Below are 17,219 nucleotides of genomic sequence, written 5' to 3'. Positions count from 1 at the left end.
GGGAATTGATGTCTTCTGCGGGTGGTTCTGGTCCCGGGTATGTGCTGAATGATTTTGATGCTGTTCCTAGGCTTTCTTACGCGAGGTCAATCGACATTCGCGATGCTTTAAGTGATTTGATAAGGATCCAGAGAGATTCTTACGACGCTTTTATCGGAATGGATAAAAACAGTACTGGGGGTATTCAAAGCATATTTCAGTCCATGTTCCCTATTCGCGATCCTCTGGGAAGGGCTGTTCTTGAGTTCGTCGATTACAACATTGGTGAGCCGCAGTACAACGAGTATGAGTGCATAAAAAGGGGGATAACATTTTCCGTTCCTATGCGCATAACGCTGCGTTTTGTGGTATGGAAGGTGCAAGAGGTTTCATTCAAGGAAGTTAAGTATGTAGTAGACGAGAGTACCTTGGAGAAGAGCGTCAAGTATGTTAAGGAGCAGGAGGTATCCATCGGCGATCTACCGATGATGACATCATACGGTACGTTCATAATCAACGGGATAGAGCGGGTTATAGTATCCCAGATGCATAGATCTCCTGGTGTTTTCTTCGATAGCGACAAGGGAAAAACCTATAGCTCTGGTAAGCTTATCTACTCCGCACGCATAATACCATATCGCGGATCATGGCTCGATTTCGAATTTGATATCAAGGACACCATATACTTCCGCATCGACAAGAAACGCAAACTCCCCGTTTCATACTTGCTCAAAGCCCTTGGTATGTCCAACAACGATATACTAGACGCATTTTATGACAAAGTTCTTTACGTTCGATGTGAAAAAGGATGGAAAGTCCCGTTTGTGATCGATAGATTCAAGGGGGTGAGGTTGCCCTATGACCTGATGGATGTCGAGGGAAACGTCCTAGTCAAAGCCAACACGCGTATCACTCTCAGGGTGGCAAAGAAGCTGTATGAAGACGGGCTTAGAGAGTATCTGGTGCCGTTCTCCGGTATAGCTGGGATGTTTGTTGCTACCGATCTGGTGGATCCAGCTAGCGGGGCTGTTGTTATCTCTGCTGGTGAGACTGTCGCTTCTGAGCACATCGTCAAGCTCGAGCTGTTTGATATCAGCGAAATAGCGTTTTTGAATATTGATTTCCTCACTGTTGGACCTTACGTCCTCAATACTCTGTTCTTGGATAGGCATATGACGCAGGAGGATGCGTTGTTTGAGATATACAGGGTATTGCGTTCTGGGGAGTCTCCGAATCTTGAGGCAGTGCGTTCGTTTTTCAATGGGCTGTTCTTCGAGCCGGAGAGATATGATTTGTCTGTAGTTGGGAGAATTAAGTTAAATAGCCACCTGCGACTTGATGTTGATGAGAGCATGACCGTCTTGACCAGGGATGATATTGTGCATGTCATCAAGAAGTTGGTGCTGCTTCGCGATGGTGAAGGGGTTGTTGATGATATAGATCACCTGGGTAATCGTAGGGTGCGCTCGGTCGGGGAATTCATAGAGAATCAGTTTAGGATTGGGATACTGAGGCTTGAACGCATGATCATGGATTACATGTCATCGGTCAATTTTGACAATGCGATGCCTTGTGACTTTGTAAATCCTAAAGTTTTGGCAACAGTGCTCAAAGACTTTTTCAGCTCATCACAGTTGTCGCAGTTTATGGATCAGACTAACCCGTTGTCTGAAGTAACTCACAAAAGGCGGTTGTCAGCGTTGGGCCCTGGTGGTTTGACTAGAGAAAGAGCGGGCTTTGAAGTGCGTGATGTGCACCCGACTCACTACGGAAGAATATGCCCTATTGAGACTCCTGAAGGGCAGAATATTGGCCTTATCAGTAGTTTGGCTATATATGCAAAAATCAATAAGTATGGGTTTATCGAGAGTCCGTACAGGAAGGTAGTAGACGGTGTGGTGACAGATACGGTGACGTATCTGTTGGCAACGCAAGAGGGTGATTACTATATAGCTGACGCTGGTGCCGCGCTCGATGAAAACAACAGATTCGTTGATGATATGCTTTATTGTAGGCATGGTGGCAACTTTGTTATGGTGAAGAGCGAGGATGTTGACTATGTGGACGTCTCACCTAAACAGATAGTGTCTGTTGCGGCTTCACTTATACCTTTCTTGGAAAATAATGATGCAAACCGGGCGTTGATGGGTTCAAACATGCAACGGCAGGCGGTGCCTTTATTGAAGGCGGAAGCACCGTTGGTTGGTACGGGTATGGAGTCGGTAGTTGCTTCGGGGTCAGGGGCTGTGGTTCTGGCAAAACGCGATGGTATAGTTCACAGAGTTGATGGTTCCTATGTAGTTGTTAGGGCCTTCGACAAAAACAAAGATGAGTATCTTGGTGTTGATATATACAGGCTGCGCAAGTTCCAGCGTTCTAACCATAACACATGCATTAACCAGAGGCCGATAGTTAAGATCGGTGATTACGTGAAGGAGAATGATGTTATAGCAGATGGCGCGGCTATAGATCGAGGCGAGCTTGCTTTGGGTAAGAACGTGTTAGTGGCGTTCATGTCTTGGCAGGGCTATAACTTTGAGGACTCCATAGTGATGTCTAGTGATGTCGTGAAGAGGGATGTCTTCACTTCGATTCACATAGAAGAATTTGAGTGTGTGGTGCGTGACACTCCTCTTGGTCCCGAAAAGATTATGAGGTCGGTTCCTGATGTTAACGAGGAAAATCTAAGTCATCTTGATGATGTTGGGATTGTTAATATTGGGGCGGAAGTGTCCGCGAGCAGTGTTTTGGTGGGGAAGGTAACACCGCGTCCTCCAGTGTCATTGCCGCCTGAAACCAAGCTTTTGGTAACCATCTTCGGTGAGAAGGTGTTCGACTGTGTGGATTCATCGCTGTATTTGCCTCCTGATGTTGAGGGCACGGTTATCGATGTGCACGTTTTTGTTCGAAGGGGGGTAGAGGAAAACGATCGGTCTCTGCTGATCAAGCAAAGTGAGATCAATAACTTCATGAAGGAGCGTGACTACGAGATAGACGTTGTCAGCGAGTATTTTCACGATGAGTTGAAGAAGCTGCTGCGCAATGCTGAAATACCTCTAAAGGGGCATAGGGATCTAGACAGTTTGTTCGAAGCCACTCCTAATGAGCAGTTGTGGGAAATGGGTCTGGTATCTGACAAGGTTTCTGCGAAAGTTTCAGAAATGAAAGGCAAGTTTGACGAGATAGTCAGTGAAGCTCATAGCAAGTTTGAGCAGAAGATAGACAAGTTGAACTATGGTTATGACTTGCCGCAAGGCGTGCTCACGATTGTGAAGGTCTTTGTGGCGGTGAAGCACAATTTGCAGCCGGGTGACAAGATGGCTGGGCGTCACGGGAATAAGGGTGTTATTTCACGCATAGTGCCTGTGGAAGACATGCCTCACCTTGAGGATGGAACCCCTGTTGATATAATCCTGAATTCCTTGGGCGTACCTTCGCGGATGAACATAGGTCAGATCCTGGAGACGCATTTAGGTTGGGCTTCTGTAAACCTAGGTAAGAAGATCGGTAGGATGCTCGATCAAGGTGGCGAAACCATGGTGAGCGATCTCAGGAACTTCTTGGTTGAGGTATATGAAGGCCAGAAGTTGGGTAAAGACGTGGCTTCTATGTCGGACGAGGCTCTACTGAAGTTTGCTAATAGGCTCCGCAACGGCGTTCCTATGGCTGCTCCAGTGTTTGAAGGTCCTAAGGATTCGCAAATCTCGCGTCTTTTGGAGTTGGCAGAAGTTGATCCATCAGGGCAGGTTGATCTTTATGATGGTCGTTTAGGTAAGAAATTTGATCGCAAGGTAACGGTAGGATACATATACATGCTGAAGCTACATCACCTTGTGGATGACAAGATACATGCGAGGTCTGTTGGGCCTTACGGGCTGGTTACTCAGCAACCTCTTGGTGGTAAGTCTCACTTTGGTGGACAAAGGTTCGGTGAAATGGAATGTTGGGCGCTGCAGGCTTATGGCGCTGCGTACACCTTGCAAGAGATGCTCACGGTCAAGTCTGATGACATTGTAGGTAGGGTGAGGATATACGAATCCATAATCAAGGGGGATAGCAACTTTGAGTGTGGTATTCCTGAATCGTTCAATGTGATGGTTAAAGAACTTCGGTCGTTGTGTCTGAATGTTGTACTCAAGCAAGATAAAGAGTTTACTAATAGCGAAGTGGAGTAGGGATTTACAATATGAAGATGTTGGATTTGTATGGCTATACTAGCATAGCTCAGTCGTTCGATAAAATTTGCATATCCATAGCCAGCGCGGAAAGCATCAGGGCTATGTCCTATGGTGAGATAAAGGACATCTCTACCACCAACTATCGTACTTTTAAAGTGGAAAAAGGGGGGCTCTTTTGTCCTAAGATTTTTGGTCCCGTGAATGATGATGAGTGCCTTTGTGGTAAGTACAGGAAGAAGCGCTATAGGGGCATAGTTTGCGAAAAATGTGGCGTTGAGGTCACTTCTTCTAAGGTGAGAAGAGAACGTATGGGACACATTGAGTTGGTGTCTCCTGTTGCGCATGTGTGGTTCTTGAAGTCGCTGCCGTCCAGGATTGGCGCCCTGTTGGATATGCCCCTAAAGTCCATTGAGAGCATCCTATACAGTGGTGATTTTGTAGTTATTGATCCTGTTGCTACTCCTTTTTCTAAGGGGGAAGTTATTAGTGAAGGTGTTTATAACCAGGCAAGGGATGCCTATGGAGAGGAAGGCTTCTTCGCATTAACGGGAGCCGAAGCAATAAGGGAGTTGCTCTCCCGTCTCGATCTAGAGGCAATACGGGCGAGTTTGAGAAGTGAGCTGGAGTCTACGACTTCGGAAATGAAGCGCAAAAAAGTAGTGAAGAGGTTGCGTCTTATAGAGAATTTCATCAGGTCTGGTAATAGGCCTGAGTGGATGATATTAACGGTTATCCCGGTGCTTCCGCCAGATCTAAGACCACTGGTTTCGTTGGAGAATGGTCGCCCTGCGGTATCCGATCTAAATCACCACTACCGTACCATCATAAATCGTAATAACAGGTTGGAGAAGCTGCTTAAGTTGAATCCTCCTGCGATCATGATCAGGAATGAGAAAAGAATGCTGCAAGAGGCAGTGGATGCGCTTTTCGATAGCAGTCGGCGTAGCTATGTCTCGAGCAGGGCTGGCAGTATGGGGTATAAAAAATCCCTAAGTGACATGCTGAAGGGTAAGCAGGGGCGGTTTAGGCAAAATCTGCTCGGAAAGCGGGTTGACTATTCTGGAAGGTCGGTCATTGTTGTAGGTCCGAGTTTGAAGTTGCACCAGTGTGGGCTGCCTAAGAAGATGGCCCTCGAGCTATTCAAACCGTTTATATGCTCCAAGCTCAAGATGTACGGCATAGCGCCGACGGTGAAGTTGGCGAATAAGATGATTCAGAGCGAGAAGTCAGATGTGTGGGACGTTCTCGATGAGGTTATAAAAGAGCATCCTATCTTGCTGAATAGGGCACCTACTTTGCACCGTTTGGGTCTACAGGCGTTTGATCCGGTGCTGATCGAGGGTAAGGCGATTCAGCTTCACCCGCTGGTTTGTAGTGCGTTTAATGCGGACTTCGACGGGGATCAGATGGCGGTACACGTTCCGTTGTCGCTGGAGGCTCAGCTTGAAGCTCGAGTGTTGATGATGTCCACAAATAACATCTTAAGCCCGTCGAACGGAAGGCCGATTATCGTTCCGTCTAAGGATATAGTCTTGGGTATCTATTACTTGACTCTACAGGAGGGTAATCCTGATGAGAAGGACGTGCAGACTTTTGCGGAATTTAGTCATGTGGAGTATGCATTACACGAAGGGATTGTCCACACGTGTTCCAAGATAAAGTATCGGATGCAGAAGGTCACTGAGACCGGTTCTGTGGTGAGTGAAATGGTCGAAACTACGCCAGGAAGGCTGATTCTTTGGCAGATTTTCCCTCAGCATAAAGAGCTAACCTTTGATCTGATAAACCAAGTGCTTACCGTCAAGGAGATTACGTCTATTGTGGATCTTGTATACCGTAGTTGTGGGCAGAAGGAGACAGTTGAATTTTCCGATAAGCTCATGTACCTCGGATTTAAGTACGCGTCGCAGTCCGGGATTTCATTTGGCTGTAAGGATATGATTATTCCTGATACTAAGGCGGCGCATGTTGAAGATGCTAGTGAGAAAATCAGGGAGTTTTCAATACAGTATCAGGATGGTCTGATAACCAAGAGTGAGCGCTATAACAAAGTTGTAGACGAATGGTCTAAGTGTACCGATCTGATAGCTCGGGACATGATGAAGGCGATATCGCTCAGCGACAAGGAAGGGAAGCTGAATTCTATATACATGATGGCAAACTCCGGGGCCAGAGGTTCTGCATCACAGATGAAGCAGCTCGCGGGGATGCGTGGTTTGATGGCGAAGCCCTCAGGTGAGATTATAGAAACGCCGATTATTTCGAACTTTAGGGAAGGTTTGAGCGTATTTGAGTATTTCAATTCGACTCACGGAGCGCGTAAGGGTCTGGCTGACACCGCATTGAAGACGGCAAACTCTGGGTATTTGACGCGTAGGTTGGTTGACGTAGCGCAAGATTGTACTGTCGTTGAACATGACTGCGGCACTAGTGGCGGCATTGTTGCTCGCGCTGTAATAGAAGGCGGTGTTGTAGTGTCGACGCTAGATGGGGTTGTGCTTGGCAGGGTAGCCGCTGTTGATACCTACAATCCTGTTACGGGGGAGTTGCTATTTAGCGCTGGTGAGTTAATTGATGAGAGTAAGGTTGATAGGGTAAGGGTTGCTGGGCTAGATGCAGTGAGGGTTCGCTCTCCGCTAACTTGTGAGTCCAAGAAAGGGATATGTGCTCTGTGTTATGGTAGGGACCTTGCTATGGGTGATTTGGTATCCATAGGTGAAGCGGTTGGGGTTATAGCAGCGCAGTCGGTTGGGGAGCCTGGTACTCAGTTGACCATGAGAACGTTCCACGTAGGTGGTACCGCGATGAGAGGGGTAGAGGTTTCGAATCTTATAGCCCTGATGGACGCGAACGTTAAGTTGCTTAACAGTAACGTGGTGACTGATAGGTACGGCAATCAGATAGTAATGAGTCGGTCGTGCGAAGTTGTCCTACTGGATAGTGTAGGCAATGAGAAAATGCGACACAGTGTTCCCTATGGCGCTAAATTGTACGTAACTGACGGTCAGTCGGTGAACATGATGGAGAAAATCGCCGAGTGGGACCCTTACACTATGCCTATAATAACTGAGAGAACGGGAACCATAAAGTACGTTGACCTCATATATGGGGTATCTATCAATGAGGTGCTTGACGAATCTACGGGGATTTCGAACAGGGTCGTAGTTGACTGGAAGATGCACCTGCAGGGTGCGAATTTGCGGCCTCGTCTCGTGCTGCTGGATGATGATGGCTCAGTTGTGACTTTGTCCAACGATCTAGAGGCAAGCTATTTTGTTCCTATCGGGGCGGTGTTGAATGTCCAAGATGGGCAAAAAGTGCATGCTGGTGATGTGATTACTAGGATACCTAGGGGCTCGATCAAGACTAGGGATATTACGGGTGGTCTTCCAAGAGTTATTGAGCTCTTCGAGGCTCGTAGGCCTAAGGAGCACGCTATTGTGAGTGATGTTGATGGTTATGTTGAGTTTGGTAAGGATTATTACCGGTCGAAAAGGCGTATCTTTATCAGGCCTGTCGATAGTAGCCTGCCAGCTGTCGAGTATCTGGTGCCCAAGGGTAAGCACACTATAGTAAATGAGGGTGACTTCGTCCATAAGGGTGATCTGCTGATGGATGGTGATCCTGATCAGCACGACATATTGAGAGTATTGGGTACTGAGGCTCTTGCCGGGTACATGATAGCTGAGATCCAGCAGGTATACAGATTGCAGGGTGTGAAAATTGACAACAAGCACATAGAGGTTATTCTTCGGCAAATGCTGCAGAAGGTGGAAATTACCGAGCCGGGAGATACTATGTACCTTGTTGGTGAGCATGTTTCCCGTGAAGAGGTTATGCGACTCAACAGGAAGCTTGAAGAAGCTGGCAAGAAGAAGGTCACATATGTGCCTATCTTGCAAGGGATTACCAAGGCGAGTCTTGATACCAACTCTTTTATCTCCGCTGCGTCCTTCCAGGAAACTACTAAAGTACTCACAGAGGCTGCATTTTCGGGGAAGGAGGATTCTCTCTATGGCCTGAAGGAGAATGTGATCGTAGGTAGGTTGATTCCTGCGGGGACAGGGTTCATCATGAACAAGATCAAAAAGCTTTCTATGCTTGATCAGAGCGATTACGCAACTTACTACAACAGTGAGTTGCGCGAGATCATGGGGGATTTAGGAGATTCCTTGATAGAGAGTGGCTGTTTGCCTGGTGGAGATGTGGACGTAGGTGGATCAGTTATAGACTACTAGGTTGTTATGGCGGTTGCGTGCTGCTGTAGTTTGTGCATTCTGGTACTTAGCGTGTGGCCCCAGTGCAAAATGGGGGCTAGCTGCACTGAGTTGTACCTCGTCTAAGAGGATTGTCGCTGATTGCTTGTTTTTTTCCAGATGTGGCTACTCGCATGAGGGGTGTTTATGTGATTAACTCAGAGTGTCTAGGTTGTTGTAGGTGCTTTACCCCTGATAGACGCTAGTGTGGTTCTTGTGTTGCGTAATGGGTATAATTGGCGAATCAGGTGGTTTTTTGTAGTCACCCACGATATGGTTATAGAGAAACTATAACACTGTTCGTTGTTTAGTGTAATTAAATGTGAGCAGATTCTTCCTGTTTTGTAAGTAGTTGTTTACTCACAACCCGAAAACGTTTTTAGTCTGCTTGTGGTACTGTGCTGCAAAATCCCGGTAAGCTGTTGATTGCTTAGCAGCTCATAGACTGCTGTGTGTTCTATGTAGTCAGGTGTTGAGAGAACCAGTGTACGAAGATCGGCTAACTGCGGCTCTTAAATCATTTGCTGTTGCTTTAAAGTTGCGCCCATTTTACGGAAGTTTCTTTGACTGCGGATCTGTCTTTTGCGTATCTACGAGGTTACAAGTTTTTGCACTGGTGCAAAGGTACGCCGATGATGTGGAGTAATTCCATGAAGTATGGTGGCATCTATATGTGCCTTGGTTCCGTACCCATGGTTTTTATTCCATGCATATTCGGGATGATGTTGGTGTAATTCCTTCATTAGCCGGTCACGCGATACTTTTGCTATGATAGATGCTGCTGCTATAGATGTACACAAACTGTCTCCCTTGGTTATAGTTTGAGATGGCCAAGACAGGTCTACGTTTCTAATTCCATCTATAAGTACTAGGTCAACATGTGGAAGCGTGAGCCCAGCTAGAGCCCTTTTCATAGCCATATGGGAGGCAACCAATATGTTGTGTTGCTCTATCTCACTAACGCTTGCGTGGCCTATGTTAAAAACAGAATACTCAGCTAGCAGATCGAAGAGCTCTTCGCGTTTCTTTATAGAAAGCGCTTTTGAGTCTTTAATATCCGTCATAAGTTCTCTGGTGGCGTGTGGGATGTACACGGCAGCCGCAAAAACTGGTCCTGCTAAGGCACCATAGCCCACTTCATCAACCCCAACCACCACTGCATTGTCAGTTTTGCAATGGGCATCTTCTAAGAAAAAACTGGTCCTCACTATCCATCCTGGTTTCTCTATGAGATGATGGCGCAGTAGTAACTCAGATGCAAACTTTAATCTACGAATGTTATGTGGGCATTGTAATAGCGGCAGCAGTATAGGATTTATGAAAAGTGGCATGTTTCCCGACAAATGTGTATGCTTCAGGGTGTGTTTTCTACTCTGATTTGGGCTACATGAGAGACGAGGAAAATAGCGGTCACCTGTGTTGCAATCCTATTTATTAGATGAAAAGGGAATTGAAGTTTTTGCCGAGGCTGTTGGCCATCAGGCTACGGAGATTGATAAGAGGGTTTGTGGGGAGAAGAAAGTGAATGGCACAAACGACGGCGACACGGAGACGACCGCTGATTTTTAACATAAGCGCTGTAGTGTGCATTGAGAATGCATCTGTTTGTTGTATGTCTGGTTTGTCACGCACGGTTTTCGGAGTTACAGACTTCCTTTTTGTCATATTTTGCGTGGTTATATGTTACTGTGCTACGTCGTCTACAACTTCCGTCGGGAATCAGGTCGATGATAATAGCTTCTGTCGCACTTTGTATCAAAGTTTGTCGGATGAGCCCATGCGGGAGGCTTTGGATCCTGAGGCAGTGGAGGTAGGTAGGCTTAAGATATGTGGAGCTTCTCCTAGCTGTAATTCATGTGTAGAAATGCGTCCGGGTGACTGCGGGTACGTGTTTCCCAGTAACGTATTGGTATATCCCAGCAAGAAAAAAGGCTATGAGGAAATTTGTGCCTGCACAGTTTTTGCTTGCAGTCTCCCGTGGGACCCTGTGGGATGGAGCAAAAAATGTATGGAGGAATTGGGATGTTATCAAAAGCCGCTTTTTCGCGGCATAGGCGAATTTCCTGCTGCGCTATGTAGTGGAGATTCTGGTGATTACGTAAAATTCCTGCCGATGGCGTTTTCGCTTCAAAGCTACTTTTCTCCTGGGGTAGTGGCTCGCCTATATGATAAAAGGCACGGGCTTAAAAAAGAGCAGTATGTGTGGCCAAAACATATCAGCGACGAGTACTTGGGAATAGCTTACGAACATCAAGGGAGGCAGTACGGCGGGCAGCCACTAGTGACATCCAGCAGTGTTAGCAACAGTGATCACGCTCAACATTGGAATCCAAAAGATATTGATAAGGGAAAAAATGAATTAAATTTAGATAACGGGGTCACTTTTTACTATTTTGCTTACCGACGTCCCGATTTGTTATGCATTAGGAATTATGGTAAAAACAAAAAACTTCAAGGAGAAAAATTTGTGGAAAGTTGTTTGCCCGTTCCTGGTCTAGATTTGCCTATATGGTACGGGGTTCCACCTGATAATAACGCTATGACGGAAACGTATCTTCTTCGGAACCTGTATAGTACCACAGCATACAGAGAAGCCCTCGACAGAAGCCGAAACGAACGATCACCCGCTGACACCAGCGAGGCAGCGAAACAACAACGCGAAATCGATAGTGCAACCATTAACGCGTTCAATGATAATATGAAACAATCACGAGGCAGAGCGTTAATGGTTGGGCTGAGTATGGATTACAGCTACAGCGGGCGTGGCTTAGACAACAAGGCATACGTAAAACGCGCATGCATAGCGCCGTGTCATGTGGAGTATAAGACAGTTGCTGCTGAAAGTGGGCGTAAGAATCAGGTGTACTTCGAACTTTTTGAGAATCCTGACAAAAGCAAGGTGCTACCTGGCATTTATCCCTCCGTTTCCGGCATAAGGGCTTTCAGGGGTTTTCCCGCACGTGGTGTGAGAAGTGACAAATGGACCATGAAGGTAAAATTTGCTGATTTCAGAGAGGGATGCAGATTGGTTGGCAGCTATCCTTTAGTGGGTAATGTGGAAGGCGGGGATGTAGCTCAATCTGGTGAGCAGAATAGGTGTCTGAGAGTTTTCAATGAGTGGGGTCAAAGTAAGAGCCATTATGCGGGATATGTTGCGTGTGTTGAGAAAAGTGTAATTGCTAGTGATAGGGAATTTGAAGTTTTGCAGCGAACTCAGTGTGAGGCACATGACGGAGACGTGACAGAAAATCTTTGTACGGAAGTGGTGAGGGTGAGAAAGAAACCTAAGATGTTACGTAGGTATATCCTTATTAATAGTGGAGGAGTTGAGAAACGTGTTCGATGTGACGACAGGTATGATATAGATATCCGTACACTTGGGCAGAATGTTTTGAACAAGGCAGAAATCGTCGGCAATATGTTCAAATTTTCCCGTGAATATCTTGGAGTACACAACGCAAACAGTGATCCCTGTGCAAGTTCCGAGTACGACGTGGTATATTTTTACGAAGACGGAGGTTTTTTGACTGATGTTGATTTGCAAAAATGCGGCACTCCTGTAGAGGAATTTTATGCTCCAGGGAAGAGTGTTACCGGTTGCGAGTATAGCTACGTTAGGACTGATGACTACCGTCCTTATCTTGCAAGTGTTCCTAAACGCGGCAGTAACGCGTCTATTACGCCGTTGAGTAGGTATGAGCAGGGGTTATGCGTTGATAATTTTAGCAGTACTTGGTTCGTGCCGTCATACAAGAGTGGAGAGACAGGGGGAGATGCGACTAGTAAAGCCACTACGGGGCTAAATCAGTTCTGTAAGTGGGATGAGTGCAAAATTGGCCCGTATACTGAGGTGCGAAAAGTATACAGATATCCCATTGTTGAGTTCGAGGGCGCTGCGAGTAAGGGAAGGGATGCGAGAGAAATAGATTTTCTGTTCGGAAATGGTGGTTTGGGATGTTCGCTCTACAAAGTGGAAATGTGGGGTGGAGGGCAAGCTGCAGTTTTGGATGAAAAAAGCAACAAAAAAAGATCGGGAAGACCAGGACAGTATGCAATGCTTGTTCTTGATTTTAAAGGGTTGCAAAGCAATTCCAGTACCTACTCTCAACTCAGTGATGTGCAGCTTGAATCCGCGCTAGGTTTGGAGTCGCATAGCGCAATCGTGCATTCATTGGTTATGAGCATAGGAGAAGGGGGGATTGAGGGAAAGGGTGAAGACACGATTTTGTATCTTTGTAGCAGGGGAATAGGTCATCAAAATTCCTCAAGCTTTGGAGAAAAGTGTTATGAAATTGCACGGGCTGTAGGGGGAGGTAGTGACAAAGACAAGCATCGACGCCCACCGCGAGGTAATGCTTTTGTCGCATACTATCGCACTATTATAGGGGATGTTTTGGAAGATGATGTTGGGGCTATTTCCCTTATGGAGAACCACAGCGCGATGTTTACCAAGTTTTCTCTGACGATGAATCTCGAACTTCCCTCAAGAGTGGTACAAGAGAAGCATGGACAGCAGGAAAGAATAAAAAAGATACTGGAAAATAGGCACTACTTCGATGGGCGTAGCCTGCCAGGACAATTTTGTGAGTATAAGGAAAAACGCTCTTCTCCTGTGAAGATATTTGTTCCGGGAATGGGGGGATGTTGGTCAGAGTCCGGTGACCATAGTAAAGCAAAACCCGGGGTAGGAGAAAATGGTGCGGTAATGATAACCTGCGAGCGTTGGGGTGTGTCACAAGCAGAGCATACTAGTGTACGGTAGCAGGTTGTTGGGGCAGAGAAACATGAGATCTTTGTTCCGGCTGTATAGTTGGGTAAACAAGCGCAGAGTTGTTACCCATCGCCTTCTGTTCCAGTAGAGGGAACGATTCTTGCTGTTTTCGTGGACTTTATTGCGGTCAATTTGTAAGAGGTGCTAGAAACTGTAGTACACGGAGTTTCGTTGGTCTGGGGTGCGGTAAAAAATTAAATTGCCAGCATCATACCACGTTGACAAGATTAGCGTTGTTATGTTGTGCATGGAAGCTTGCGCTTCACTACGAACGAGAGAGTAAGTCACGTTTTGCCTCTAGGCAGCTTCTTTGTACCTTTTTATTTTCTTGGTCATGCCTGCGCTTTTATGTATAAGGTTGGGAGCACGCCAAATCTGTATTCGCCTTCCAAAGCGGTCATGGACATTGTTTAGCTCCATGTATCAGTATTTTAAAGAGTTTATGTGCCCCATTTTGCGTTTTGTTCTGGGTTTTTTTCCGTACAACGAGATGCTGTTACGCGCGTCGCCATAGACGTTTTTGCCTAGTTCGTTATTTCCTAGGATATTGGTCATAATGCAGGGAGTCAGCAGATGTACCTCTCGTAGAGGTAATCCACATGCGATTCGCACTAGCTGCTCGAATTGGCTCACATTACAGCAATCTATGCTCCAGTGGCAAGAGTTGTGAGGTCTAGGAGCGATCTCATTCACCATCAATGCGCCTTTGCGCGTTATAAAGAACTCAACTGCCAGTATGCCCAACGTGTCCAAGGACTTTGCTATGGTCAGGGCGATATCCTCAGCCTGCAAAAGTATTTCCTCGGAAATCACAGCTGGCACTTCCGACTTGTGTAGTATTCCTGCTACGTGCAAATTTTGGGCAACCGGAAAAAAAATATGTTCACCATTGCAAGACAGCGCTATAACAACTGAAATTTCCTTTTCTATGGCAACTAGCTTTTCCAACACATATCCTTTGTTCCAACTTATATGCAGCAAGCCTTCAATATCAGCCGCGTTCTGCAGCATGTACTGTCCCCTTCCATCGTATCCAGACTCTGCTGTCTTTAGTATTGCTGGCAAGCCAACCCTCGACGCGGCCTCCTTTAGCTCGACAAAATTGTTTACTACTGCAAACTCTGCAAGTTCTACACCCAGGGCCTTAATATGCTCCTTTTCTCTTATCCTGTTTTGCGCAACATAGAGTGCTTTAGCTCCAGGACAAACAGTAACGGTTTGTTGCAGGAAGTTTACTGAGCTCATGGGTATGTTTTCGAATTCGACAATGACAACGTCAACCATTGCAGCGAACTGTTGGAGTTTTTCTTCATCTACAAAGCTGCCTACTACGGAGTTGTTGGTAACAAACACTGCAGGATCGTCATGATGCTCTGCAAACACACTTGTTCTGAATCCTAGTTTTGCTGCAGCCATTGACAGCATTTTTCCTAGCTGACCTCCACCAAGGACTCCTACTACAACACTGTCATTACTGTCATTGGCTTTGTTCGAACTCGTTACATTGGTGCGCGAAGTGTGCATGTTTATAGAATTGATGTAGAGACGAAAAGTAACTATAATGGATTATAGGGCTAGAGGAAGGGTCCTGCAATTGGGAACTGCCAAGCGTGGTGCCAATTTTGCCCCTTGTGAGTTGGAAGGGAGGTGCTATGACAGTGCTAGATTGTGACGGCGTTACCGGGCTCGTAGATGTTGAGGTGACTCCCAGTTATCTCGAGGAGCACTCGAGGCCGCATGAGAACTGTTACATCTGGCTGTATAGCGTCAGAATAAACAATAAAAGCGGTTCTACCATTCAGCTTTTAAAGCGCAACTGGAAAATCATAGATTCGAAGGGCATAGTAAATGAAGTGAGCGGGTCTGGTGTTGCGGGCCGGCAACCCGTGCTTAAGCCCGGAGCCTTTTTTGAGTATACGAGTGGTACATGCTTGAGCGCGCCATCGGGGGTGATGAATGGGTGGTATCAGTTTGTCGATGAAGACCGTGCACAGGTTTTCTATGTTGATGTGCCTGCTTTTTCTCTGGACAGTCCATACGACAGTTTACGACTTCACTAGATGGAGCCGTGAATTGTGGTGCCTTTTTGGGCACGTGAGTCGCGGGTTTGCCGTCATGTTGCGGCGAAGCACTAGCGCTTGTTCGGAAGGGGGTGTTCAATTCGGAGTGGGACCATTGGCGTTGCAAAGGTCGTACTGCCTTGATAGTAGTTTTCTTGTTTTTGCTGTCGCTGCACAATCCGAGTTTTGTTACTTTGTCGTGTGCAGAAACCGGCTCGGTTATGGTTTTGTTGTGTGTGCAGCGGTACTGGTAAGTCCTATCGTTGTGGGCATTTGCTCTTTGTGCAGGCCTTATACATTAAGCTACCGCCTCCGATGTTTTACTGCTATCCATTCTTCTGTGCTTATAAAATCAGTTATGTATCTAGAGCCATTGTTAGAGGAAAAGGGAAGTCGCAGCTTTTGCACGGTCTATTGGCCATCAGGCTAAGGATGTTGATGGAAAGGTTTGTGCTGATGGAAGGAGAATTGGGGCGCAGACAACGGCGGTGCCGAGGCAACTTCAGATAGTGATTCAGGACGTTGGAGCTGTGTAGATTACGGTAACAGGGAACGGCACAAGGGGTACCGCAAGAAGCCGAACGCGGACAGAGGATTTGTGTAGCGGTTTGGTGATATCAACAAGCATGAGCAAAAACCGTCTGAGACTAACGCCGGGCACAACGAAGAAAACGTAACGGCACGTGGCTGTCTGGGGAACCGCGTCCGGTGATAACACTGCGAACACGGTAGCTCGGGAGCTTTTTTTAAAGCTGGACCGGAGTGAGAAGAACAAGGTAGTTGGCCTACTGTCGAAGACCATTTTCGGGGCTGAAGTGGTGGATTTCAGAGTATTACATCAATTTGTGCCTGTTTTTCTTTTTTGGCCAGCTTTTGTCACTAAGCCTTATTGTTTAATTGTTGTGTTTTTCTCACAGTAGGCATTTTAAATGGTGCATTCTTGGTTGTAGAGTGTGATGTTTAGAACCACAGTGCTTCTGTTTTAGAAGCTATGTCTACAAAGCTACGTGATCGTGGAGGAGCGCGTTATTTTCGGGTTACGGTGCTAGGTAAAAATGCAATCATGTGTTATTAGATGATATACGAGGTACCCTGCATATGAGATGAATGTGGAACAGAAAGCCCAAACTGCTCCCACACGGAAAAAGCCGCAAACCACGTTTATTAAGGCGCCTACTATGTGGACCCACGAAAATGCACAGGCTGTCAGCAAGAGAGAGAGACATATATAATTGTGCGTTTTTTGTGGGATCAGATTCTGGTGATAGCCTACCCTGGCCAGGTAGATTAGCTTCCCGAAAAACCAGTTTACGACCCCACCGAAAGCAGCGCCAAGAGAGCTAATAGCTATAGAAATGTTAGCTTCATACCCCCCAAAGCAACACATCACATTGAACACAGTCAGCCTGCTTATCGGTAACACAACAGATGCCACAAAGCTGTCCACAAACAGCAGTAAGTACACTTCTACAACATGAGACACGTGCACGATTCGCTCCTCGAAAATAAAGGGAAGAGTGGGACCGGTGCGATTCGAACGCACGACCCTCAGATTAGGAATCTAATGCTCTATCCTCTGAGCTACGGTCCCAAAAACGCAAACCCCTTCCGTGCTTACACTCTACACAATCTTCCAATATTGGACAACTAACATTTTATGTCATCCCACAGCGTCATTACGTTCCGTTCCTAGGGTGTGCGGTATCACTGTGACAGGTGCATATGACGCAGGAGCCATATGGTGATATGTGCATGATTGCATGCCACAACTCTGATCAAATATTTCAATACGTTGCCATATGATCACACTGGTTCAGAGTATGCGAATTTTGCAACAGTATAAAGATTATGCGTAACTTGGAAGTGAGTAATGGTTTAAAGCTGCAGAGCTAAACCTGAGGTTGCGGTTACATGTGTCGTAAGTTCAGCTAACGGCAACGCTTGCTTTTTTTGGCAAGCTCCCCAAGCTTAAATG

7 protein-coding genes and 1 tRNA gene are annotated in these 17,219 nt (G+C 46.4%); 5 read left to right on the top strand and 3 right to left on the bottom strand.

Features of this window, described 5'->3' with window-relative positions:
• Positions 1 to 8: 8 nt before the first annotated feature.
• Positions 9 to 4,154, top strand: coding sequence for a DNA-directed RNA polymerase subunit beta (rpoB, locus tag ANPL_RS03675; RefSeq protein ID WP_169193397.1), 4,146 nt, complete (start codon positions 9 to 11; stop codon positions 4,152 to 4,154).
• 11 nt (positions 4,155 to 4,165) lie between these two features.
• A complete protein-coding gene (gene rpoC / locus ANPL_RS03670; protein ID WP_169193396.1) occupies positions 4,166 to 8,395 on the top strand; it encodes a DNA-directed RNA polymerase subunit beta' in 4,230 nt (1,409 codons plus the stop codon).
• A gap of 608 nt (positions 8,396 to 9,003) precedes the next feature.
• Here rpoC and ANPL_RS03665 read toward each other — a convergent pair.
• The gene (locus ANPL_RS03665; RefSeq protein ID WP_169193395.1) at positions 9,004 to 9,744 is read right to left on the bottom strand and encodes a ribonuclease HII; all 741 of its coding nucleotides are present in this window, start codon (positions 9,742 to 9,744) and stop codon (positions 9,004 to 9,006) included.
• A gap of 85 nt (positions 9,745 to 9,829) precedes the next feature.
• On the opposite strand from ANPL_RS03665, the gene ANPL_RS03660 reads away from it, so the two are divergent.
• Both ANPL_RS03660 and ANPL_RS03655 read left to right on the top strand, forming a co-directional pair.
• On the top strand, positions 9,830 to 9,982 hold the full coding sequence (locus ANPL_RS03660; protein WP_169193394.1) for a hypothetical protein: 153 nt from the start codon (positions 9,830 to 9,832) through the stop codon (positions 9,980 to 9,982).
• A 43-nt stretch (positions 9,983 to 10,025) separates the two neighbouring features.
• On the top strand, positions 10,026 to 13,175 hold the full coding sequence (locus tag ANPL_RS03655; RefSeq protein WP_169193393.1) for a hypothetical protein: 3,150 nt from the start codon (positions 10,026 to 10,028) through the stop codon (positions 13,173 to 13,175).
• Between the two features lie 432 nt (positions 13,176 to 13,607).
• Here the strand turns inward: ANPL_RS03655 and ANPL_RS03650 are convergent, their stop codons facing one another.
• Positions 13,608 to 14,708: a 5-(carboxyamino)imidazole ribonucleotide synthase gene (locus ANPL_RS03650; RefSeq protein WP_169193392.1), complete on the bottom strand. Its 1,101-nt coding sequence runs from the start codon at positions 14,706 to 14,708 to the stop codon at positions 13,608 to 13,610.
• A 128-nt stretch (positions 14,709 to 14,836) separates the two neighbouring features.
• On the opposite strand from ANPL_RS03650, the gene apaG reads away from it, so the two are divergent.
• A complete protein-coding gene (apaG, locus tag ANPL_RS03645; RefSeq protein WP_169193391.1) occupies positions 14,837 to 15,244 on the top strand; it encodes a Co2+/Mg2+ efflux protein ApaG in 408 nt (135 codons plus the stop codon).
• 1,518 nt (positions 15,245 to 16,762) lie between these two features.
• On the opposite strand, the gene ANPL_RS03640 is transcribed toward apaG, so the two are convergent.
• Positions 16,763 to 16,835, bottom strand: a tRNA-Arg gene (locus ANPL_RS03640).
• Positions 16,836 to 17,219: the final 384 nt, after the last annotated feature.

This window comes from Anaplasma platys, from assembly GCF_012790675.1.
GTDB classification, from domain to species: Bacteria; Pseudomonadota; Alphaproteobacteria; order Rickettsiales; family Anaplasmataceae; genus Anaplasma; species Anaplasma platys.
This window is presented reverse-complemented; position numbering and strand designations above follow the sequence as displayed.